We start from the raw sequence: 23,881 nt of genomic DNA, 5'->3' as shown, positions 1-23,881 counted from the left end.
AGTGAGGGGCAACGCAGCTATAAGCGTCGACCTACGCAGCCGCAAGTATCATTTATTGATGTTGTTCTCTCAACAAATCATTCACCGTCTTCACCGGATTGAATGTACTTAGAGGCACCTCTACAAATACCGTATTCCAGTCACTCATTGCACCGTTCCATAAACCGGGAAGTTCCAGTGCCTTAAGATCCTTACCATTCTTCGATTTGTAAGAAATAAAACCGGTAGCTTTATCTACGAAGTTTACAAGGTCAAACTTATGGCCTTTATAATCACGTACGGCACAAACCAGATCTACAGGATTAAAGTGCGTTCCTTTCTCAAACATTTCTTTCTTCTCCGGATCATCCATATCAATTTGGGAGCTTTCAAGAATTTGCAAAGAAATAGTTCCGTCACTGTTATATGCCAGGAACGGACCACCACCCGGTTCGCCTACATTCTTCACCATACCGCATACACGCATCGGACGGTTCAGCTTCTCTTTCAGATAAAGTACAAGTTCGGCATCTTCCAGATTCTTGGTTTCAGGGTTCTTACAGAAGAGTTTCTTTTGCAGGAATTGCAGGATTTCAATCACCTGTTCGTGAGTATATCTGCCACTGTCCAAAAGTTCCAGATAAGCAAATGCCTTTTGTTGCAAAGCAACCAATACTCCGGCAATCAACTTTTTGTAGAGCACAGTATCACCTTTCAGCTTATCGGGTACCACATTATCGATGTTCTTAATAAAGATCACATCTGCATCCAGGTCATTCAGATTTTCGATCAATGCACCATGGCCACCCGGACGGAACAGCAACTTATCATTATCACGGAAAGGTTGGTTATCCATATCGGCGGCAATCGTATCCGTACTCGGCTTCTGCTCAGAGAAAGTTACATTATAATCTACTCCGTATTTCTTTGCATAAACAGCCGCTTTATCTGCCACCAATGCTTCAAACAAACGGCGGTGTTCGGGAGAAACAGTAAAATGCACATTTACTTTACCATTCTTATTGGCTGCATAGAGCGCACCCTCTACAAGATGTTCTTCCAGCGGTGTACGGTTACCGTCTTCATATCTGTGGAATTTCAGCAGACCTTTCGGCAATGCACCGTAATTCAATCCTGCTGCTTCAAGCAGTGCAGCAACTACGGCTTTATAGTTTCCCTCAGACACCAACGCAGGAATATCTTTTCCAGACATCTTCTCACAGGCAGCATTCAAATCATCATAGAAAGCAAATTTTTCAATCTGTTCAAAGAATGTCTTTTCAAATTTAGTTTCAGGAGCATCATAATCAGCTCCGAGAAATTCGAACAAATTCTTGAACATACGGCTCGCTGCGCCTGATGCAGGAACAAACTTCACTACTACCTTATCTGTCCGGGTATAAGCGTCCCATGCATCGAGATAGAGCTTTTGCTCATCTGCTGCAGGAGCCAGAATTCCTTTTTCCAGAGAAGCGGCAGCAGCCAGCTTCAAATATGGAAAACCTTTCTCGAAACAAGCCAATTGTTCGGCTATCTGTTCTTCTGAGATACCTTTTTGCGTAAGCAACTCTTTGTCTTGCGGTGTTATCATATTATCTATTTTTATTAATTGATTGCCAAAAATACAAAAAAACTGCAAGCCCTATCAAGAAAAAGAAGAAAAAAACTACCTTTACACCACAAAAATGGACGATTATGGAAAGAGATGAATTTTTCACTACCGAAGAGAAGAAATTGCTCTTCTCTCTCTACCGAAAATTATTACAGTTGACCGGTGAAACATTACAGAAGGGTGACTGCAGAAAACTGAAAACACATCTTATCAACTCTATAAAGGATAACCGGGTTCAACGCGACACTTTTGGATTGAATCCACTAGTTAAGGATATGCAGACCGCAGTTATCGTTGCCGAAGAAATCGGAATGAAGCGGGCGTCGATTCTGGGCATTATGTTGCACGAAAGCGTGAGAAACGGAGCTTGTACTCCGGAAGAGGTGCAGGCTGCTTTCGGTGAAGACGTTGCCGGTATTATCCGTGGACTGATACGCGTAAATGAACTTTATTCCAAGAGCCCGACTATCGAATCGGAAAACTTTCGCAATCTATTACTCTCTTTTGCGGAAGATATGCGCGTAATCCTGATAATGATTGCTGACCGCGTGAATATCATGCGGCAGATTAAAGATAGCAAGAACGACGAAGCCCGCCGCCAAGTAGCCAATGAGGCTGCATATCTCTATGCTCCCCTCGCTCATAAATTAGGGTTGTATAAGTTGAAATCGGAACTGGAAGACCTCTCCCTGAAATATACGGAAAAAGAGGTCTATTACCATATTAAAGATAAACTGAACGAAACAAAAGCATCCCGCGATAAGTATATTGCAGCTTTTATCACCCCGATGCAGAAAAAGCTGGAAGAGGCCGGACTACATTTCCACATCAAAGGACGTACAAAGTCCATCCACTCCATCTATCAAAAAATGAAGAAGCAGAAATGCCCTTTCGAAGGAGTGTATGACCTTTTTGCCATACGTATCATTCTGGACTCACCTGTGGAGAAGGAGAAACAGGAATGCTGGCAAGCCTATTCCATTGTAACAGATATGTATCAACCCAATCCTAAACGTCTGCGCGACTGGTTATCCGTACCCAAAAGTAATGGCTACGAATCATTGCACATCACCGTGATGGGTCCTGAAGGCAAATGGGTAGAAGTACAGATACGTACTGAACGCATGGATGATATTGCTGAACGAGGCTTGGCCGCCCACTGGCGTTATAAAGGTGTGAAAGGTGAAACAGGATTGGATGAATGGCTGACTACGGTACGTGAGGCTTTGGAAAATTCAGATAGCAATGGATTGGAAGCTATGGACCAGTTCAAACTGGATTTGTATGAGGATGAAGTCTTCGTGTTCACCCCGAAAGGTGATCTGTTTAAGTTAGGTAAAGGTGCCACAGTGCTGGATTTTGCTTTTCATATCCATAGTAAATTGGGATGCAAGTGTATCGGTGCAAAAGTTAATGGCAAGAATGCGCAACTTCGTCAGGTACTGAACAGTGGTGATCAGGTAGAAATCATGACCTCGAATACCCAGACACCGAAGCAGGACTGGCTGAACATCGTGACTACCTCCAAAGCACGTACCAAGATACGCCAAGCTTTGAAAGAGATGGTTGCCCGCCAGCATGCCTTTGCCAAAGAAACTATTGAAAGGAAATTCAAAAACCGGAAAATAGAATATGATGAAGCTGTCATGATGCGCCTCATTAAACGCCTCGGTTTCAAGACTGTGACTGACTTCTATCAAAACATTGCCGATGAAACATTGGATGTAAACGAAATTATCGACAAATATCTGGAACAACAGAGACGGGAAAATGATACGCATGACGACATTATATACCGTAGTGCTGAAGGATATAACCTACAACAAACGCAGAATGATGAAATCACTCGTTCAAAAGAAGATGTACTGGTAATCGATCAGAATCTGAAAGGGTTGGACTTCAAGTTAGCACGTTGCTGTAACCCGATTTATGGAGATGATGTATTTGGCTTTGTGAGTGTGACCGGTGGTATTAAGATACATCGTAGCGATTGTCCCAATGCCACTCAACTACGCGAACGATTCGGATACCGGATTGTAAAAGCACGTTGGGCAGGTAAATCGCAAGGTACACAATATCCTATAACGCTTCGTGTGGTAGGCCATGATGATATTGGTATTGTAACTAACATCACCTCGATCATATCTAAAGAAAATGATATTTCTCTACGCTCCATCGGTATAGACTCTCATGACGGACTATTCTCCGGCACTATGACAATTATGGTAGGCGATACGGGACGTTTGGAAACACTTATAAAAAAGTTGAGAACAGTAAAAGGAGTGAAACAAGTTTCAAGAAACTGAGTAAGCTACGAGCTACAAGTGACTAGTACTTTTCAGTATGCCTTCACAAATCTACTTGTAACTTGTAGCTTGTAACATGTAACTATTGAATATGAAATACGATTTTAAGAAACAAATCCGAAGCTTTGGATACGCTTGGAAAGGCATCCGACAATGTATTGGGAAAGAACAGAACCTTAGTTTCCATCTGATTACTACAATAATCGTGATAGGTGCAGGGTTTCTTTTTGACATTACACGTACGGAATGGATGATCATTATCCTTTGTATTGGTGTGGTCGTAGCTGCGGAACTTTTCAATACAGCAATTGAAAGATTGGTGGATCTGGTATCACCGGAGCGTCATCCCATTGCAGGACAAGTAAAAGATATTGCCGCCGGTGCAGTGCTGGTATGCGCTGTTGCGGCGGCAATCATTGGAGGGATTATTTTTATCCCATATTTGTTTTGACACGGGTTTATCTCACTCGTCTTCTCTTATAATAGGGACGTGTCAGTAGAAAATAAAACAGTAGTGCTACAATGATTCCCACACCTATGATTTTATAGATCAATTGAAAATCTGCATAAAAGTGTGGCTGCCCAACACAGGAACCGTCTTCATACATAGAATACAGTTCTATGTTGTTTGACAGGAAGCAACATACTGCAATACCTATTAAAATCCCCGTTTCCATAGCCAAATGGCAAGTTGTATTGGCTGTTCCACGCTGGCAATGCTGCGAAAGCTTGACGAATATCTTCGTAAGAGGTATTGTAAGTATCACCAAAACAAGCAGGAAGAAAGTCGCACTGTAATCCCCATCCTTTATTATAGGTATTACTATCCCCGACACAAAAGCTATCAGCACTACATTGAGGGCAGGCAGCCAAGCCCGTGACAGTAAAAAACGGTCGATATTACAACGTCCTATACCTATAGGGGCACGGAAAGCAACATACACCCGCAATGCAAACAGTATACTAAATATACCGCACAATGCGGAAAGATACACTACCATACTGAAGCCTTTGAGCTGGAACATCCATACTCCTACTCCCACTCCCACCAGCATACCCAGACGAGCCGCCAAAGCATACGTCATATTCCCTGCGCTACGGCGCGGAGAATTTGTAATATCAATAGCAACTGTAATTCCCGCTGTGGCTGCTAATCCGAAAGTTCCTCCCTGCACAACGGCAAGTAACAGCAATTTCGTAAAAGTATCAGCAAATAGATAACCCACCGTCGCTGCCAACATTATAAATGTAGAGTAGACAAGCACGTGCTTCCGCTTATATGCATCTCCCAGATATGCGTGAAATGGCCCTACAAGGAACATACCCACCGCAAACACCAAAAACATACTACCCATCTGTGCAGTAGAAATGCCTAAGCGTGACACCATCACCGCAGGTAGTACCGGAAATAGCATATATAGGGATGCAAACAACAGGAAATTAGCCATGCATATTCGCATAAATCCCAGCGACCAAAGATTATCAATATTGCTCTTTCTCATTCGGGAAATCTAAGTTCTTCACATCAGATATATAACGGCTTATAGCATCAGTCATTATCGTATGCAAATCGGCATAACGACGTAAAAAACGAGGACGGAAACCATTATTCATACCCAGCATATCCTGAATTACCAGCACCTGTCCGTCTACTCCACTACCGGCACCAATACCGATAATAGGAATAGTAAGTTCACTTGCTACACGTTCTGCCAATTCCGCCGGAATTTTCTCTAACACAATGGCAAAGCATCCTGCCTCTTCCAGCAGATGGGCATCACGTACCAGTTTCTCAGCTTCGGCATCATCCTTAGCACGAACAGTGTAAGTACCATACTTATTGATAGATTGCGGCATCAGTCCCAGATGCCCCATAATAGGAATACCTGCGCTCAAAATACGCTTTACAGTACCTATTATTTCTTCGCCACCTTCCAGTTTCAAAGCATCTGCATGACTCTCTTTCATAATGCGGATGGCAGAAGCAAGCCCTTCCATCTCATTGCCCTGATAAGAGCCGAAAGGCATATCCACTACAACCATAGCACGTTTTACTCCACGAACTACGGACTTAGCATGATAGATCATCTGATCAAGGGTGATCGGAAGTGTCGTCACATTACCAGCCATTACATTACTGGCAGAATCACCCACAAGAATTACATCCATACCTGCACCATCCACAATCTGTGCCATAGTGTAATCATAGGATGTCAACATAGAAATTTTTTCGCCTCTTTGCTTCATTTCAACAAGGCGATGAGTGGTCACTTTACGAGTGTCATCTGAAATATATCCAGCCATAGTTTCATTTACAATTTAATTATTTACAATGTATAATTTTGACTGTGTACAGGATACACGTTGCAAATCATATATCGTAAATTGTAGTTCATACTTTTATTTATCGCTGCAAAGGTAATCCTTTTTCCCTTTACTTATGCAATTCTGTTAATTTATCGTAAGTAAATCCCTGGAAATCATCCAGAACATAGTGGCACAACGGGGTAATTTCTTCTCGTGAATTAGTGGTAGCCAGAGCAATAACTGTAGCACCGGAAGCCATTCCGGCTTTCAGACCATTAAAGGAATCCTCGAAAACATAAGTTGTTTCCGGAGTAGTACCAAATACTTCCATACCAAGCAGAAAACAATCAGGTGCAGGTTTAGAGGCAGTGAACATTTCTGCTGTGAGAATACGGTCGAACATACTTTTAATTTCAGGTTTAGCACGGTATACAGCTTCCATTTTCTTATCATTGGAGCTGGTAACTACAGCCATTTTCACACCATTACGGTGAAGATCGGCAATAAATTCCTCCACCCCGGGAACAAAATCGTATGACATATCCTGTTCGAAGCGGTCGAGACCTACAGTGATTTCCTCTCTCTCTTTTGTCATACCGGGAAAGAAGGTATCGTAGATATACATCAGGGTCTGTCCCTTAACACGACTTTCCAGATCTTCCATACCTAAGTAATCTACTCCCATTTTATGCCAAAAAACGCTGTACTGCGTCTCTGTGTCGACAACGACACCGTCGAAATCGAAGAGAACAGCGATGTTTTTAGTTTCAGCCATATAAACTTTCTTTTACCTTATAATGTTAATACCTTATCTATTACGATACAAAGGTCAGAATAATCCTTGAACCGAGCAAATAAATGAGTAACTTTGCTGCGAATACCAGATACGCGGACGACATGGACCGGAGCGGACGAACGCGGACTCATCACTTTCTTTAGACAAATAGTTATGGATAATAACCCTCACATATTAGGTACCGAGAGCATCGGAAAACTGCTGTTGCAGTATTCCATACCCGCTATTATCGGCATGACAATAACTTCCCTATACAACATTATCGACAGTATCTTCATTGGTCATGGTGTAGGTGCAATGGGTATTGCCGGATTAGCTATTACATTTCCTTTGATGAACCTTGTGGTAGCATTCTGTACGCTGGTATCGGCAGGCGGTTCTACCATTTCATCCATCCGTCTGGGACAAAAAGATTTAGACGGAGCAACTGAAGTACTGGGAAATACGCTGATGTTTTGTCTGATTAATGCAGTAGTATTCGGCGGACTTGCTTTTCTGTTTCTGGATGATATATTGAGATTCTTCGGTGCCAGTTCCGAAACATTACCTTATGCACGTGATTTCATGCAAATTATCCTGGCAGGAACCCCAATTACTTATACAATGATCGGGCTAAACAATATTATGCGTGCCACAGGATATCCTAAAAAGGCGATGTTGACTTCCATGGTAACAGTGGTCTGTAACATCATCCTTGCTCCTGTCTTCATTTTCCATTTTGACTGGGGAATTCGCGGAGCAGCTACGGCAACCGTTATTTCACAGTTCATCGGTATGGTATGGGTGGTGAAGCATTTTCTTAATAAGGACAGTTTCGTTCGTTTCCGCCCGGACTTTTGGAAACTGAAAAAGCGCATCATCAGTAGCATCTTTTCAATCGGTATGTCTCCTTTCCTGATGAATGTATGTGCCTGTGCCATTGTGATTATCATTAATAACTCGTTGCAACGTCACGGGGGGGATATGGCTATCGGAGCTTATGGTATCATCAATCGCCTGCTCACTCTCTATATAATGATTGTATTAGGATTGACTATGGGTATGCAGCCCATCGTAGGATATAACTTCGGTGCACAAAAGCACGACCGTGTGAAACAAACACTGAAACTGAGCATTCTGACCGGTGTGTGTATCACAAGCAGCGGTTTCCTTATTTGCGAACTTTTCCCACATGCAGTATCCGCTATCTTCACAAATGATCAGGAACTGATTGATATTGCTTCCCGCGGTGTCCGCATTTGTGTGCTGATGTTCCCATTGGTGGGTGCACAGATTGTGATCGGTAACTTTTTCCAGAGTATCGGAAAAGCTAAAATCAGTATATTCCTTTCACTCACCCGGCAACTTTTATATCTGCTTCCCGGTCTGATCTTCTTTCCCCGTTTCATGGGACTGGATGGAATTTGGACCAGTATGCCCGTTGCCGATTTCTTTGCTTTCCTAACAGCACTCACAGTACTGTGTATGTATATACGAAAGGTTACCCGAACACAGGAAACAGTTACTCACTCTTAATACTCTTCACCGGATTCTCATTAGCAATGTGCCATGCCTTAATTATGACACACATGATAATAAACATAAGCAGAGTCACAGCAACACCCATATACCCCATTACAGGCAAGGAAATTGCATCTCTAAACTGACTGATCCAAACTTCACCGGCTTTGAATGCTCCGATTGTACCAATCGTTACAGCCGGAATTACCAACCACAAGACATCACGCGTCAGTAGGCGCAGCACACCGCTCACTTCTGCCCCATTCACCTTACGAATAGCTATTTCCTTGGAGCGCAAACGAATTTCATCATTTACATAGCCAATGAGCCCCATAAGAATGATAAACAAGATTGTAACAGATGCCAATAAAGTGACATCACGGAATATGCGAACGGATTCCGAATAACTTCGCATCTCTTTTTCCATTGAACGAAACAGTAACTCATTCTGCGGATACACATGCTGCATCTCTTCATTCAGCCGGATAAGATTATCGTCAAAAGGCTTCTTCAGGCGCACATGTAGAGTGCTTTCTATGCCTTCCGTCCAAGCTATCATAACCGGATCGCTATCATCCGGTGCAAGAGGAAAACTGAACGAATCCAAAATACCTACTACTGTACCCAGATCATTTACGTGTTCACCTATACCGGTACCCTCCCATTTCATCTTTTCTACAAAAGTGCGGTTTACAAGTAATTGTCCACTACCCGATAAGTTTTTACCTGCTTTAAGTCGTAAGCCGATAAAGTCCAGATAATCCGTATCGAATATAGAAAAGCGAGGAGAAAAAAGCCGGTTTCCTTGATTATCAGTCACCATGTGAGGAGCATAAAATCCCAGTAGCGATGCACTGGCAGAAGCCACAGACTCTACATAGGGTAATCCTAAAAGAACACTACGCAAGTTATCCGGATTTTCTAATCGGTGGTAAACGTATGCAACGCGTTCAGGACGGAAACCACGATCACGTCCGGTTGCATAATTATATTGTATAAATACCACCAGCATCATGCCCAGTATGAATGCCGCACCTCCAAACTGTATGAATAATAGTACCCGCTTCCAACCACGACGTCCGGAAGTATAGCGATGGAACACTTGCGTCACCGGTATACGCGAAAACAAAATACCAGGCAAACATCCTCCCAACAGAAATAAGAGAGCAACTACAGACAAAGGTGCCCACAAGTTCTGCCAGGCAAAGAGAACACTCAACGGAATAGATGCCAGTTCTTCCATTTTTTCATGGAAAACATACACCAACACTCCTATCAATAATAGTGCCAGTAGAATCACTACCGCTGTCTCCATCAGAAACATGGAGAAAATGCTACGTTCGGATGCTCCACTGCACTTGTGTACACCAATGGATTTTGCACGTTGCGTCAGTGAAGCTATTGATATCAACACATAATTTAGTGTTGTTGTGAAAAGTAACACTACGCCGAGCAATGCCATGATCCAGATCATTTTCCGTACCGTCGGCTTGGCAAGGTGCAGACTACGCATAGGATCCACAGTAACTTTCAGTTCCAACCCGCTCTCTTCCGGAATATGACGGGCAATAGCAACTGAGAGATGCTTATTCAATTTATTAGCATCAGCAGGATTTCGTAAACGTACGTATCCGTCGTAATTACCACCACTGTTCCAGCCTAAAGACCAACGGGTATGTCGTTCGATGCTGGGAAAAGAGACAATAGCTTCAGGACGGGTATATAATTCTGTATTCAGTGGCACATCAGCATAGACACCTTTTACGAGCATAGGTACCGTAGTACCACCAATTGAGTAATTCAATGTCTTCCCTAATGGTGACTCACTGCCGAAAATAGTGCGTGCCGATGTATGGGACAAGAATATTGCATCCGGATTTGCCAATTCCTGTGGATTTCCCTCCAATACTTCGATACCGAGGGTGGCAAAGTAAAGAGTATCTGCCATCACTGTAGGTAACATGAACTTATGTTCTCCCAAGCGATACTCCTTACCAAAAAGAGAACAGCTGGTAGTAGCACTCTGTACCTCATCAGGAAACTCCTCTGCAATGGCAGCAGGAATGGTTTGGATGGTATTATACCCCTCTCCACCACTCAACACTCCCTTATTCATCCAACCGGTCTTGACAATGTAAAGATTCTCCGGTTCATGATAGAAATTATCAAAACTCAACTCGAAAACAATACGTGCAAAAAGGAAAACAGACATCAGTAGCCCTAATGACAAAGAAATAACTTTAATGATATTTGATCCGCGTCCGCGAAGCAAAGTTTGCAGGGTATAATAAAGGTGTCTCATAATGATAACTTTTATCTATTATAATAATTTATTCGCTCTTAATACTCTTCACCGGATTTTCATTTGCAATGCTCCATGCTTTCCATACAACACATGCCGTAATGATCATTAAATTAGCAATAGCTACCAATACATACACTGATCCTCCCAGCGGTACTTGTATTGCAAAGAGATCCATCCATATTCCATTTACATACCACGCCCCCACAGTACCCATGATGACTGCCGGCACCGCTACCCAAAGTACATCACGCGACAACATTTCTAAGATGGTAGACGACTCTGCACCGTTCACCTTGCGGATAGCAATTTCTTTGGAACGACGGCGTACCTCGTCGGTAGTATAACCGATCAAGCCCATCAGCATGACAAAAAACATGACTACCGCTGCCAGTACAGTAGCATTACGAAAGACACGGACGATATTATAATTCTCCGCCATATCCTGTTCCAGAGAGCAGAAATCTACTGTTTTCGTAGGGAAAGCAGCGGATGCCTCACTATTCAGCCGCCTCAGGTTCTCCGCAAAAGGCTCTTTCAGGCGTACATGGATACAAGCACCAAACCGTCCGCATCGTACAATAAGTGGCTGCTGCGGCACATAAAATGATGCTGTATGAAAATCTTTGAGCACTCCCACAACACGCAGATCTCCCAGACTTGTATTTCCTTGATGCACTATACGTCCCACGATATCATCTCCCCAGCGCATAGTCTTGGCAAATGTTTCATTCACCACAGCCTCATTGCGTTCCCGTGCCATACGACCTTCCTTTATCACCATACCCATCATTTTAGGGTAGTTTTCTGTCTCTACACAGTAGCGTGATGAGAAAAGTGACTGCCCGCTTTCATCCATTATCCTCATACCACTCATGCCGATACAGGGTGGATAACTGGCAGATTCCACATCCTCCACATAAGGGAGTCCGCAAAAGAACTGACGGGCAGCATCGCGTTCGGAGTCACTATCAAAATAGATATCGGACGTAGCTATACTCCGGGCATCATATCCAGTGTTTTTATTCAACACATAGTGATACTGGGCCATGATGACACACATCAGTCCACAGATAAAAGCCACACCCAAAAACTGAATAAAAAGCAACGGACGCTTCCACCCTTTCTTCCCTTCCGTGTAGTGACGAAAAACCTGTGACACCGGTATTCGCGAAAACATTCGTCCCGGTAGCACACCGCCCACAATAAACAAACCTAGCACTACCACCAATGGTACCCAGATACGTCCAAACACAAACAGGGATGTCAACCGAACTTCCATCGTCTCCTCTATCATCTCACGGAAATTCAGCAACAGCAATACCATCAGTATCAATGACAATAAGATAACAATACCTGTCTCCAGCAGGAACATTGAAAATACGGTACCGCCTGATGCACCATTACACTTATGTACTCCCACCGCCTTAGCACGATACGAGAGTGAAGAAATAGAAATAAGTACATAATTCATTGCTGCAATGAAGAGGATGGCCAGACCGAGGATAAGTGTAATGGCATTCATACGCTTTACCATGTCACCACTGCGATATACATCACGCAAAGGCTTCACAATAGAGGTATAACTCGAATTATCTTTCCCATCCTGAGGAAGATAATTATGAATCACAGTCTCCAAGCGTGCATTGAACTTCTCAACATCTACCTTCACACCCGGACGAAAGCGGATATATTGAAAGAAAGAATCACCTCCTTCCCATGAATATTCCGCCCAGTCACGACTCCATGCACTGACAATAGAAATGACAGCTTCAGGGTTCATGGTGGAGTTCTCTGGCAAAGCAGCATAAATACCCTTTACAGTGAGCTGCAGTTGTTTATCATAGTTTATCACTTTACCCACGGGGTCTTCATCACCAAACATTTTCTGTGCCAGACGATCACTCAGAAAGACCACATCCTTCTGTTGAAGTTCATGCAACGGATCACCTCTAAGGACTTCGATGCCCAATGTCTGGAAAAAGAGTGAGTCTGCCATTACAGCGTAATCCTTAAAACGTACACTACCATTATAAAGCGGTCCAAAAGCCATGTATTTGCAAACACTGACAGCCGCTTCCACTTCTTGGGGAAAGTTCTCCAAGACGGCACCTGCCACAGGAGGCAGGTTCAATTCACCCGGTTCCCCCTGTTCACCGTTGATAGTGAAGATAGAGAAGAGCTGATAGATGCGGTCCGGATCACGGTAGCAAGTATCATAACTTTGCTCGAAAACAACACGAACAAAAAGCAGAATGCTCATCGTCAGTGCCAAGCCCAGAGAGAGAACTTTGATGATATTGCTGCCGCGCCCACGGAGCAGTGTTTGAATTACATAGTATATCTGCTTCATACGTTTATTCGCTTTTAATACTATTCACCGGATTTTCATTCGCTATCCGCCATGACTTCCAGATGACGCAAGCAACAATAAGTAACAGGATAACCAATGCTATCAGCACATATACCAGCCACGAAAGCGGCACCTGTGCAGCAAACTGATCCATCCACATCTCATTGACGTACGCCGAGGCAATAATACCGATAATGACAGCCGGTCCCGCTACATAAAGGACATCCTTTGAAAGTAACTCCAATATCCCCGAAGATTCCGCCCCATTCACTTTACGAATGGCAATTTCTTTGGAACGACGACGCACTTCATCTGTAGTATAACCTATCAGGCCCATCAGCATGACAAAGAACATGGTTACCGCCGCCAATATGGTAGCATTGCTAAAGACACGAACCGGATTATACCGTTCCAATATTCGTTGTTCCAATCCGGCAAAATCAATCGTTTTGTCCGGATAAGCTTCGCTTACGTCTTTGTTCAGACGCCGCAAATTCTCAGCAAAAGGTTCTTTGAGACGCACATGGACAGTATTACCGAAAGTACGGGTATATCCGAACATTATGACATCCTGTGGCTGGTAATAGGAACCTATATGAAAATTTTTCAATATACCTACGACTTTAAAATTCTTGCCTTCTGTACGTAACGGGTAGTTCAAAGCCTTGTCTCCCCAACGCATCCTCTCCGCAAAAGCCTCATTCACTACTATTTCATCTGCTGCACGCGGAGCACGACCTTCCTTCATTGTCATACCCATCATTTTAAAGTAATCTTCAAGAGCAAAACTGTAGCGTGTTGAGAAGAGGGACTGTCCACTTTCGCCTTCAATCATTGAGCCACTATAGCTCCAGATAGGGGTACTGACCGCAGAAGAAACTTCTTCGACATAAGGCAGACCACGGAAAAACTGCAATGCCGGTCCACTCTCCTCCTCACTACCCAAATAAGCATTCCCCACCGCTACACGCTGCGGATTATATCCCATATCTTTATCTTTCACATAATTGTACTGCGCCATCACTACATACATCAGTCCACAGATAAAGGCCACACCTGCGAACTGGATAAAAAGTAATGGACGTTTCCACCCTTTCTTACCTTCCGTATAGCGACGAAAAACCTGCGACACCGGTATCCGCGCAAATAATCTACCTGGCAATACTCCCCCCACAACAAAAAGAACCAACACTACAGCAAGCGGTACCCAAATACGATCGGGTGCAAAAAGTACACTCAGCTTGGCTGCGGTAGTATCTTCTATAAACTCCTGAAAGTTAAGCAATATCAGTCCCATTAACACCAGAGCCAGTACAATGATAATACCTGTCTCCAGAAGAAACATTGAGAATACAGTACCTCCACTTGCACCACTACACTTATGTACTCCCACCGCTTTCGCGCGGTAAGTAAGCGAGGAGATGGATATCAATACATAGTTTAGTGCTGCAACAAAAAGAATTGCAAGAGCTAGGATACTCATAATGCTATCCATCCGTTTCACTTGGTCTTCGTTTCGATATACATCACGGATAGGTTTCACAAAAGCTGTATAGCCATAAGCTTTCTTATCCTCTTCCGGTCGATATTTCTGTATCATGTCATCCAGTCGGGCATTGATAATCTCTTTGTCAGCTCCCGGACGGAAACGGATATATTCGTAGTAACTGTCTCCCCCACGCCAGGAATAGTTACCCCAACTGCGACTCCAGGCTGTGGGCATAGATACAACTCCCTCGGGACGCATCGTAGTGTTTTCCGGTAAAGTGGCATAAGTCCCCTTCACTGTAAATGCTATTTCTTTATTGTAGCTCAGCACTTTTCCAATAGGATTTTCGCCGCCGAAGATTTTCTGTGCCAAGCGGTCGCTCAGAAAAATAACATCCGGTTGTACCAGTTCATCCTCCGGATTTCCGCTCAGTACCTCAATACCCATAGTTCGGAAAAAAAGTGAGTCTGCCAACAGTATCTCGTCATCGAAACGAACACTGCCATTATACAACGGACCACCGAGAAAATAGGCGATACTGGTGGCTGCTTCCACTTCTTTCGGGAAGTTTTCCAATATGGCACCTGCCACGGGGCCACAGTTTTGCTTTTGAGGCTCAAACTGTTCACCATCAGCTGAAAAAATAGAGTATATCTGATATAAATTGTCATAGTCTTTGTAGAAGGTGTCGTAACTTTGTTCAAAAGCCACACGAGAAAACAGCAAAATACTCATCGTCAATCCCAATCCAAGGGAAATGACTTTGATAATATTCGAACCGCGTCCACGTAATAAAGTCCTTATGACATAATAGATTTGTTTCATACTTTACTATTGTAATAATCGTAACTTACATTTCCTGTGCTGCAACACTTGCCACTATACTGCCATCGAACAAATGAATCGTACGATGGGCGAAAGAAGCATCGTGCTGAGAGTGTGTCACCATGATAATAGTAGTTCCTTCCCGGTTCAACTCTGTCAGCAGATTCATCACTTCTGTACCATTCTTAGAATCCAGATTACCGGTCGGCTCATCGGCAAGTATCAACTTAGGATTAGTAACCACAGCACGAGCAATGGCTACACGTTGCTGCTGACCACCGGAAAGTTGTTGCGGGAAGTGTTTGGCACGATGACTGATATTCATTCGTTTCAGTATATCTTCCACCATCCGGCGACGTTCGGAAGCTCTGATGCCCAGGTAAGTCAAAGGCAATTCCACATTTTCATACACATTCAGTTCGTCTATCAGATTGAAGCTTTGGAATACAAAACCCAGTTTACCTTTACGAACGCGTGTACGCTCTTTTTCTTTCAGATTCCCTACTTCCTGTCCCAGAAGTTTATATGAACCTTCCGTCGGATTATCCAGTAATCCCAGAATATTCAACAGGGTTGATTTTCCGCAACCTGACGGTCCCATAATAGCTGCAAACTCCCCCTCTTTCACTTCAAGGTTCACGTGGTTCAATGCTACTGTTTCCACTTCCGATGTACGGAATACTTTGCTGATGTCATTAATTTCAATCATGATGTTCTTTAAATTATGAGTTATTAGTTATTTCTCTTAATCTACTCTTTAGCATATTAAGATTAATACACGCAATACTTTAACTATATAAATGCAGAAAGCGTGCCAAAACTTAAAATCCGTTTATTATCAAGGAATTAGCTTTCCAAGCCCAGCCATCAAGTGTCTAATAATTAGACAACTCCGTCTAAAAAATAGACAACCACCGGATAATCGGTATAGCATGAAAGGACAGAAAAAAGGAATATAAGACAATCATTAATCAAAAAGAAAACTCTATCTTTGCATCCAGTTTTCAATATAGAGATTATATATACTATTAATATCATTCACATGAAACTATCTAAACTCTTATTCATCCCGCTCATAGGTCTGTTTATGGGCGGTTGCGACATGATAGACTACCATCCTTATGATGTGCGTATCAGTGGTCCGACGGATATCAACAACCGCAATATAGCAAAAATAGAAGCCAATTGTAAAGACAAGACGACAATCCGTTTTGTTACCATGGGTGATTCACAACGTTGGTATGATGAAACCCAGGATTTTGTCAATCACCTCAATAAACGAGATGACATTGATTTCGTCATCCATGGCGGAGATTTCAGTGATTTTGGTGTCACAGACGAGTTCCTGTGGCAACGTGATATCATGAATAAGCTGAAAGTTCCTTATGTTGGTCTCATTGGTAATCATGACTGTCTCGGCACAGGTGAAGAAACTTATCGCGCCATTTTCGGTGATCCCAATTTCTCATTTATTGCCGGCCGCATCAAATTCGTTTGTCTGAATACCAATGCTCTCGAGTTCGATTACTCCCGTCCTATTCCTGACTTTGACTTCATCAATGCTCAGTTGGAAGATCGCCGCGAGGAGTACGACCGTACCATCTTCTCCATGCATATACGTCCATTCTGCTTCGAGTTCAATAATAATGTAGCTCAGGTTTTCCAATATAGCATTAAGAGGTTTCCCGATTTATTATTCTGTACGGCAGCTCACGAACATCATGTATTCGAAGAGGATCTTTTTGATGACGGCGTGATGTACTACATGAGTGATTGCATGAAAAACCGTTGCTACTATATATTCACTGTAACTCCTGACAGATATGAGCGCGAAGTGGTCTATTATTAAAGCATTGACATGCTTCCTTCTTGTCTATTCGTCAACCGGCTATGCACAGGAAGTGAAAACAATAAATACAGAGCCGGCCCAAGTGTTCAGGGATACTATTATTATTGTGAAACATGATACGATATGGATAGAAAAAGAAACGACACAGATAGATAGTGCCGATATTAGCAAAAAGCGTTCCAGTCGTTATGACAAGCGTGTCCATCGTTACCGGAAACATTGGGAAAGTCTGATACCGACTCATACCAAACTGCAATTTGCCGGTAATATGGGATTGCTGTCACTTGGTACCGGATGGGATTATGGCAAACGAAACCAGTGGGAAACGGATATTCTCTTTGGTATTCTGCCTAAATATGATTCCAAACGCACCAAAATCACCATGACCCTAAAGCAGAACTATATGCCTTGGAGCATCTCACTGGGAAAAGATTTTGCGGTTGAACCTCTTGCCTGTGGCATGTATTTTAATACGGTGTTTGGAGGCGAATTCTGGACACATGAACCAGACCGTTATCCGAAAGGTTACTATGGCTTTTCGTCCAAAGTACGCATACACGCTTTCCTGGGTCAACGGTTAACTTACAACATACCTCCACGCTGGCGCTTGGGAGCAAGAGCCATTACTTTCTACTACGAAATAAGTACATGCGACTTGTATATAGTAAGTGCATTCCTTAACAAATACCTGAAACCTAAAGATTACCTCAGTTTATCATTCGGCCTAAAAACACAGTTGTTCTAAACCTAAAAGGGCTGCATCCTCCTATACGGAAGTGCAGCCCTCTCCTATAATCTTACTGAGATCCTATTAATAAGAACGAGCAAACAAAGCTCGGCAAGCCGACGGTTTACCGGTCACCATACAGATACCCGGTTCTTTATCATCATCCAAGAAAGTTTCAAAAGGAATACAACGGATAGTAGCCTTTGTATCTTCCTTGATCTTCTCCTCAGTTTCGGTAGTACCATCCCAGTGGGCAAGGATAAAGCCACCTTCTTCAATCTTTTCCTTGAATTCGTCGTAACTATCCACTTTCGTGATGTGAGAGTTACGATAGTTGAGAGCCTTCTGGTAAATATTTGCTTGAATTTCTTCCAACAGATCTTTTACGTATTCCTCGATACCATCGCAAGAACGGGTTTCTTTTTCCAGCGTATCGCGGCGCATTACTTCCATTGTATTGTTTTCCAGATCACGACCACCCATCACAAGACGTACAGGTACACCTTTCAATTCATAGTCTGCAAACTTGAAGCCCGGACGTTTGTTATCGGCATTATCATATTTCACCGAAACACCCATAGATTTCAGTTTAGCAACGATACCGGCTACCTTCTCATCAATCTTCTGCAGCATCTCTGCATTCTTATAGATAGGCACGATAACCACCTGTATCGGAGCCAAATGAGGAGGCAGTACAAGTCCGTTATCATCAGAGTGAGTCATGATCAGTGCTCCCATCAAGCGGGTAGATACCCCCCATGAAGTAGCCCAAACATATTCCATTTTATTTTCCTTGTTCACGAACTGCACATCAAATGCCTTGGCAAAATTCTGTCCAAGGAAGTGAGACGTACCACTTTGCAGAGCTTTTCCGTCCTGCATCATGGCTTCGATAGTGTAAGTATCCAGTGCACCGGCAAAACGTTCATTGGCAGATTTCACACCTTTCACTACAGGAACAGCCATATATTTTTCGGCAAATTCGGCATATACGTTCAGCATACGTACTGCTTCTTCTTCAGCTTCTTCACGAGTAGCGTGTGCTGTATGTCCCTCCTGCCACAGGAATTCTGCAGTACGCAGGAAGAGGCGGGTACGCATTTCCCAACGCATCACGTTCGCCCATTGATTACACAAAATAGGCAGATCGCGATAAGAATTAATCCAGTTCTTATAAGTATTCCAGATGATGGTTTCAGAAGTAGGACGGATAATCAGTTCTTCTTCCAGTTTAGCTTCCGGGTCTACAATTACTCCGCTACCGTCAGGAGCATTTTTCAGACGATGGTGTGTTACTACTGCACACTCCTTTGCAAAACCTTCCACATGTTCCGCTTCACGGCTGAGGAAAGACTTCGGAATCAGCAAAGGGAAATAGGCATTCACGTGTCCTGTTTCCTTAAACATATCGTCCAGCTGACGCTGCATTTTCTCCCAGATAGCGTATCCGTAAGGTTTGATCACCATACAGCCACGCACAGCCGATTGTTCCGCCAGATCGGCCTTCACCACCAACTCATTATACCACTGCGAATAATTCTCGCTGCGTTTGGTCAGGTCTTTTAATTCTACTGCCATTTTATTTCGTTTTTTAAAGTTTTTTCGGATGTGTCTATTAAACAGTCGGCAAAAATACAAAAAATTGCGTGAATAGTGCGTTTGATAAACACACTATTTTAAAAAAGCCGCTATCCGGATGATTTAGGGATAGCGGCTTTCATTTTATGTTGTTACTATACATTTACTCTATTCTCCAATAACAATAGCGTAATAATCTTCTAGATCTTCATGAAGGAGAGCAGAACACCCTAATGAAGAAGTTAATGCGTCAAACTCCATGACAGTAATTATCTGGCAAGAACCGACTTCTTTCACAATCAATAAATCTCTATCCCCAGTTATCAGATAATCAGCTCTTGACACTAATGCAAGTTCTAATAAATAATCATCCTTAGGATCCCGACAACGGGAAGAAATATTACCTATTTCGTAGTACAATGTCTCTTGAGCCCAAAAATCCCATAGCATATCTAAATGCTCTTTGGAGAAATATTTTACAAATTTAGGACGTGAAGCAACGCTTTCAATCTCATCTAAAAGTTCTTTAGAAACTACAAGTTCTACATTTCCATTAGATATGAGTTCCAACAAGCAAGACAGCTTCTTGCCTATAAGAAAGCTAATCCAAAGATTTGTATCAATAATTATTCTCATTTCGCAATCGCTTTTCATACGCCTCTTGCCTAACAGCTTCCACTTCTGCATCTATCTCCTTTTGGGAAATTTCATCTGTCTTAAAAGTTTCTAATAATCGTCTCAACTTAATGCCTCTCGTTTCAGCAGCAAGTGCACGGCTCAATTCCAACTTATCATCATCAGAAAGTTGTTGAGTTAACTCTAATATCTGATTATAATTCAGACGTATTTTCAATGATACTGTTGCCATACGATTATACATTGATATTACCCATAAACAAAAGTACAACTATTTGGGCAACAATCAAACAAAGAAATGATTATTTTTCTAAAGATTGACATCCTCTCTTATTTATCTATACCCAGCCTATCAGCCGTAAGCGTCCAAAACATGGTATACACCTTTCAGGCGAGTGCCAGTAGGTACTCGTCACTTGTCTTGGATATTAAGTTTTAATGCGATTACATTAGTTTCTATAAAAAAGGTACCCTGTGATAGAGTACCTTTTTAATTGTGTGTATAACTTATTTCTGAACTTCCCCTTTTTCATTGAAAAGAACCGGATTCTCGGTACCGGCTGCATCCACCAATGTTACCTTGTAAGTCTTAGTTCCATCTTCAGCAACTTCAACGGCTGCCTCTTTGATGGTTGCTTCCGAGTAGTTTTCCTTGATGGCATCCTGAACTGCCTGCGGGAGTTCTTTTACATCAATCGGTTTAAACTCGTTGATCATCGTTACGATTTCAACATCCGATACCATGTTGTTAGCAAATGCTACTGAAGTACCCAATCCCATTACCAATGCTACTGCTAAAAATAACTTTTTCATAATTCTAATTGTTTAAGTTAAACATTTCTTGTTAGCTCTCACATAATATAGTACAAGACGCATGCCAAAACTATTTCCAAACAAGTATCACACTATATATCAACCACTTAAGTCAAAACCATATAAAAGACATTTTCCTAATTTGAGTATTTTTTCTACAACTATGTGGATATCCGTCCACAGTAATATACACTTTATAAACTATCACCTTTCTATTTTTCACTCCTACCATTAGGACTATGTAAACAGAAGAAATTCTTCATAAATCCAATATAAATAATACTAAGCAATAAAATAGTACACGATAAATATAAATAGCCATGGTCCAAGAAATATATATATCCTATTATTACAATTACCTGCATAGCCATATAAATCAGCGATACCACTACATGAGGCATCTTCAATTCATTCGCCATCAATTGATACATATGTTTACGATGGGGCAAACCGATATTCTCATGAAGCATCAGGCGATGAATGATAGTCAGAACACTGTCGACACCATAGACAGACAATAAGATAATCCAACTGAAATCTTCAGTCTTAATTATAAGTTTTCCTATCAGAAAAAGAAGAATAAAAGCAATACTCACAGAACCGACATCACCGGCAAAACACCTCGCTTTCTTACGGAAGTTAAAGAAGCAGAAGACCAGGACGGAGCAGAAAACGGTATAGATTAGAGCAGGCTCTACAAACTGAGTTACTTCAGCATTGATATAAGCCAATGCACCAAGGATAACCAACGAATAACCACCCGTTATCCCATTGATACCATCCATAAAATTATAGGCATTGATGATGCCTGTACAAACAATCAAAGCTATAATAATCCACCACCACGAAAGAGAAAACAAGCCCCATTGGTAAAACATCAAAGCCATAGCAGTGAAGTGAAACACCAATCGCAAACCTTGGGAAATGGAACGGATATCATCCACAAAACTAATAAATGTGATTAGAGTCAATGCCAATATAAACCAAAGATATCCCCAGTCATTACTCAGGAAATAGCCCAAAGCTCCAAAATAGAAGATGATTCCGCCACCACGCAAAGTAATCCGGGTATGGGAACTTCTCTCATTCGGCTTATCGATGATATTGCACTTATCAGCTATTCTAAAATAAAAAAGTTCTGCCAGAAATAGCAGAACTAGTATAATCAGGTAATACATAACCGTACTTGCCCCTTTAATTTGAATTGTTTATTATTAATTTGAAAACGATAAGATCGTTTTCATAATCCCATCAGCAGCACGAACAGGCATTCGTTCAATGCCAAGTGCTGCTTTAATCTTCTCATTACTCACCACGTAATTCTCTGTCAACTTCCGAAGACGTTCAGTATTCAACGGCAAATGAAGCAATGTTCCCAAACCAGCACAACTTTCCATCATTTTCTTGTTCATCTTCCAGATGTGAGGTTCCTTGCCCATAGCTTCACACATGAGAGCAATCAATTCATTGGTAGACAGAGCTTCATCATCCCCCATGTGATAAATACCACTCGTTACATTCTTTGTCAGCAAACCTTCCACCACATAGCAAAGGTTATCTATAGAAGTGAACGAACGCTTATTTTCAAAATCTCCCAAAGGCCAAGGAATACCCTTCTTTACCACATTATAAAGTAGATTCAAGTTCCCCTTGTTACCCGGGCCATGAATCATACAGGGTCGAAGAATATACACCAGTTTATTACGCTGCATAGCAACTCTCAAATCTCCATTCTCAACTCTCAACTTACTAAGAATATAATTCTCGGCTGCTATCTTACTCTCTCCATAAGGTCCCACTGGTGCAGGTATCACATCCTCCCTCAACATATCCCCCACTACACTATCAGCAGCAGCCTTCACAGAACTGAAGAATATGAACCTCTTTGCTGTAGATTCCAGAAAGAAATCAAAGATTTTTTGTGTCAGTCCTGTATTGATATCAAAATATGTCTGTGCAGCAGACTGATTCTTTGTATCATGTGCCTTGCCTGCAAGATGAATGATAGCATCAAACTGGGGTAAATTCTGCATAGGGAAAGAGATCGTTTCAATATCTTCCCAAGCAAAAGTTTTCACTACTCCCTCTTTTTCAGGTGCAACAATATCTAAGCCATAAAGAGTATGATATTCCTTTAAAGCCATAACAAAATTGGAACCCACGAAACCGTGAACTCCGGTAATAAGAATATTCATAAAATCGCAGAAATAAAAAACGAATACTTACTGTTTAGTAAGAAAATCAATAAGAAGATTTTGTAGTCAACAAGGATCTTGTCGTCCATCCCATATAATTATCACTTCAATTCTATCCTCATAAATCTGATAATAAATATGGTCTTGTTTATAAAAAATGCATCTAATTTCTCCATATTGAGACAAATGCAACAGTCGCTTACCTACGTAAGGAGAACTTCCCAATGACTCTATAAAAGATATAATTTTAACAGCAATATTATTTGCCGTTTTTTCCCAAAGCAACCCTGTATGTATGATAGTATATCATAAAGAGACTCTATAGCCAAATCAGACCAGACTACTTCCATCCCAATCTATCAGCTAACAATCCATATACCTCACTATTAGGTATCATCCGGCCTTTTTCACGAGCTATTTGAGCATATTTTACTGCCCCAATAATAATTTCGTCCGACAATAATTCTATTTCTCCTATCGTAGAAGGTGAACGGTATTCCATTACAGGCTCATTGACGGTCTGCTCTATTAGTTCCTGCTTTTTATATGCCTTAGACTTACTCATTATCTCAACATTTTCTACAAAGGTGATTTGCAATATCGGAATATCCTAA

General features: G+C 42.0%; 20 protein-coding genes. 5 read left to right on the top strand and 15 right to left on the bottom strand.

Annotation, left to right across the window (positions count from 1 at the left end; all coding sequences use genetic code 11):
- Positions 1 to 52 precede the first annotated feature (52 nt).
- A complete protein-coding gene (locus BWI44_RS14905; protein WP_195208985.1) occupies positions 53 to 1,570 on the bottom strand; it encodes a DUF4301 family protein in 1,518 nt (505 codons plus the stop codon).
- A 104-nt stretch (positions 1,571 to 1,674) separates the two neighbouring features.
- On the opposite strand from BWI44_RS14905, the gene BWI44_RS14900 reads away from it, so the two are divergent.
- A complete protein-coding gene (locus tag BWI44_RS14900) occupies positions 1,675 to 3,897 on the top strand; it encodes a RelA/SpoT family protein (protein WP_118307883.1) in 2,223 nt (740 codons plus the stop codon).
- A 91-nt stretch (positions 3,898 to 3,988) separates the two neighbouring features.
- Complete coding sequence (locus tag BWI44_RS14895) at positions 3,989 to 4,348, top strand: diacylglycerol kinase family protein (RefSeq protein ID WP_022391566.1); 360 nt, start codon at positions 3,989 to 3,991, stop codon at positions 4,346 to 4,348.
- Positions 4,349 to 4,355: 7 nt separating this feature from the next.
- Here BWI44_RS14895 and BWI44_RS14890 read toward each other — a convergent pair whose 3' ends face one another.
- The 3 genes from BWI44_RS14890 to BWI44_RS14880 form a co-directional block, all read right to left on the bottom strand.
- On the bottom strand, positions 4,356 to 5,399 hold the full coding sequence (locus tag BWI44_RS14890) for an MFS transporter (RefSeq protein ID WP_195208984.1): 1,044 nt from the start codon (positions 5,397 to 5,399) through the stop codon (positions 4,356 to 4,358).
- Positions 5,380 to 6,201, bottom strand: coding sequence for a 3-methyl-2-oxobutanoate hydroxymethyltransferase (gene panB, locus BWI44_RS14885; protein WP_117707425.1), 822 nt, complete (start codon positions 6,199 to 6,201; stop codon positions 5,380 to 5,382). Before panB ends, BWI44_RS14890 begins: the two co-directional genes overlap by 20 nt.
- A 130-nt stretch (positions 6,202 to 6,331) precedes the next feature.
- Complete coding sequence (locus BWI44_RS14880; protein ID WP_044533719.1) at positions 6,332 to 6,979, bottom strand: HAD family hydrolase; 648 nt, start codon at positions 6,977 to 6,979, stop codon at positions 6,332 to 6,334.
- 174 nt (positions 6,980 to 7,153) lie between these two features.
- Here BWI44_RS14880 and BWI44_RS14875 point away from each other — a divergent pair, with 174 nt between their 5' ends.
- Positions 7,154 to 8,515, top strand: a complete 1,362-nt coding sequence (locus BWI44_RS14875; RefSeq protein ID WP_286814970.1) for an MATE family efflux transporter — start codon at positions 7,154 to 7,156, stop codon at positions 8,513 to 8,515.
- Here the strand turns inward: BWI44_RS14875 and BWI44_RS14870 are convergent.
- Genes BWI44_RS14870 through BWI44_RS14855 form a run of 4 tightly spaced genes read right to left on the bottom strand, consistent with a single transcriptional unit; the run spans position 8,502 to position 16,178 of the window.
- Positions 8,502 to 10,802: an ABC transporter permease gene (locus BWI44_RS14870; RefSeq protein ID WP_286814851.1), complete on the bottom strand. Its 2,301-nt coding sequence runs from the start codon at positions 10,800 to 10,802 to the stop codon at positions 8,502 to 8,504. The two genes, BWI44_RS14875 and BWI44_RS14870, sit on opposite strands and share 14 nt — an antisense overlap.
- Positions 10,803 to 10,830: 28 nt before the next feature.
- The gene (locus tag BWI44_RS14865) at positions 10,831 to 13,155 is read right to left on the bottom strand and encodes an FtsX-like permease family protein (protein WP_117707429.1); all 2,325 of its coding nucleotides are present in this window, start codon (positions 13,153 to 13,155) and stop codon (positions 10,831 to 10,833) included.
- 4 nt (positions 13,156 to 13,159) lie between these two features.
- Entirely contained in the window at positions 13,160 to 15,469 is a 2,310-nt protein-coding gene (locus tag BWI44_RS14860) for an ABC transporter permease (protein WP_286814846.1), read from the bottom strand.
- Between the two features lie 25 nt (positions 15,470 to 15,494).
- Entirely contained in the window at positions 15,495 to 16,178 is a 684-nt protein-coding gene (locus BWI44_RS14855) for an ABC transporter ATP-binding protein (RefSeq protein ID WP_007662920.1), read from the bottom strand.
- Between the two features lie 333 nt (positions 16,179 to 16,511).
- On the opposite strand from BWI44_RS14855, the gene BWI44_RS14850 reads away from it, so the two are divergent.
- Positions 16,512 to 17,318 carry a metallophosphoesterase family protein gene (locus tag BWI44_RS14850; RefSeq protein WP_007662922.1) on the top strand — a complete coding sequence of 269 codons (807 nt, stop codon included), beginning with the start codon at positions 16,512 to 16,514 and terminating at the stop codon, positions 17,316 to 17,318.
- Positions 17,293 to 18,063 (top strand): hypothetical protein, encoded by a 771-nt coding sequence (locus tag BWI44_RS14845; protein ID WP_007662923.1) that lies wholly within the window; start codon positions 17,293 to 17,295, stop codon positions 18,061 to 18,063. Before BWI44_RS14850 ends, BWI44_RS14845 begins: the two co-directional genes overlap by 26 nt.
- Before the next feature lie 66 nt (positions 18,064 to 18,129).
- Here the strand turns inward: BWI44_RS14845 and proS are convergent, their stop codons facing one another.
- The 7 genes from proS to BWI44_RS14810 form a co-directional block, all read right to left on the bottom strand.
- The gene (proS, locus tag BWI44_RS14840) at positions 18,130 to 19,623 is read right to left on the bottom strand and encodes a proline--tRNA ligase (protein ID WP_007662924.1); all 1,494 of its coding nucleotides are present in this window, start codon (positions 19,621 to 19,623) and stop codon (positions 18,130 to 18,132) included.
- Positions 19,624 to 19,791: 168 nt separating this feature from the next.
- On the bottom strand, positions 19,792 to 20,259 hold the full coding sequence (locus BWI44_RS14835; protein ID WP_007662925.1) for a putative toxin-antitoxin system toxin component, PIN family: 468 nt from the start codon (positions 20,257 to 20,259) through the stop codon (positions 19,792 to 19,794).
- Complete coding sequence (gene vap15 / locus BWI44_RS14830) at positions 20,243 to 20,491, bottom strand: type II toxin-antitoxin system VapB15 family antitoxin (protein WP_044155203.1); 249 nt, start codon at positions 20,489 to 20,491, stop codon at positions 20,243 to 20,245. Before vap15 ends, BWI44_RS14835 begins: the two co-directional genes overlap by 17 nt.
- Before the next feature lie 275 nt (positions 20,492 to 20,766).
- Complete coding sequence (locus tag BWI44_RS14825; RefSeq protein WP_007662942.1) at positions 20,767 to 21,072, bottom strand: hypothetical protein; 306 nt, start codon at positions 21,070 to 21,072, stop codon at positions 20,767 to 20,769.
- A gap of 212 nt (positions 21,073 to 21,284) precedes the next feature.
- The gene (locus tag BWI44_RS14820; protein WP_007662943.1) at positions 21,285 to 22,250 is read right to left on the bottom strand and encodes an MraY family glycosyltransferase; all 966 of its coding nucleotides are present in this window, start codon (positions 22,248 to 22,250) and stop codon (positions 21,285 to 21,287) included.
- Between the two features lie 36 nt (positions 22,251 to 22,286).
- Entirely contained in the window at positions 22,287 to 23,267 is a 981-nt protein-coding gene (locus tag BWI44_RS14815) for an NAD-dependent epimerase/dehydratase family protein (protein WP_285947809.1), read from the bottom strand.
- Positions 23,268 to 23,607: 340 nt separating this feature from the next.
- Positions 23,608 to 23,832, bottom strand: coding sequence for a hypothetical protein (locus BWI44_RS14810; RefSeq protein ID WP_021967342.1), 225 nt, complete (start codon positions 23,830 to 23,832; stop codon positions 23,608 to 23,610).
- Positions 23,833 to 23,881: the final 49 nt, after the last annotated feature.

The organism is Bacteroides sp. Phil13 (genome assembly GCF_001940965.1).
GTDB lineage: Bacteria > Bacteroidota > Bacteroidia > Bacteroidales > Bacteroidaceae > Bacteroides > Bacteroides intestinalis.
This window is presented reverse-complemented; position numbering and strand designations above follow the sequence as displayed.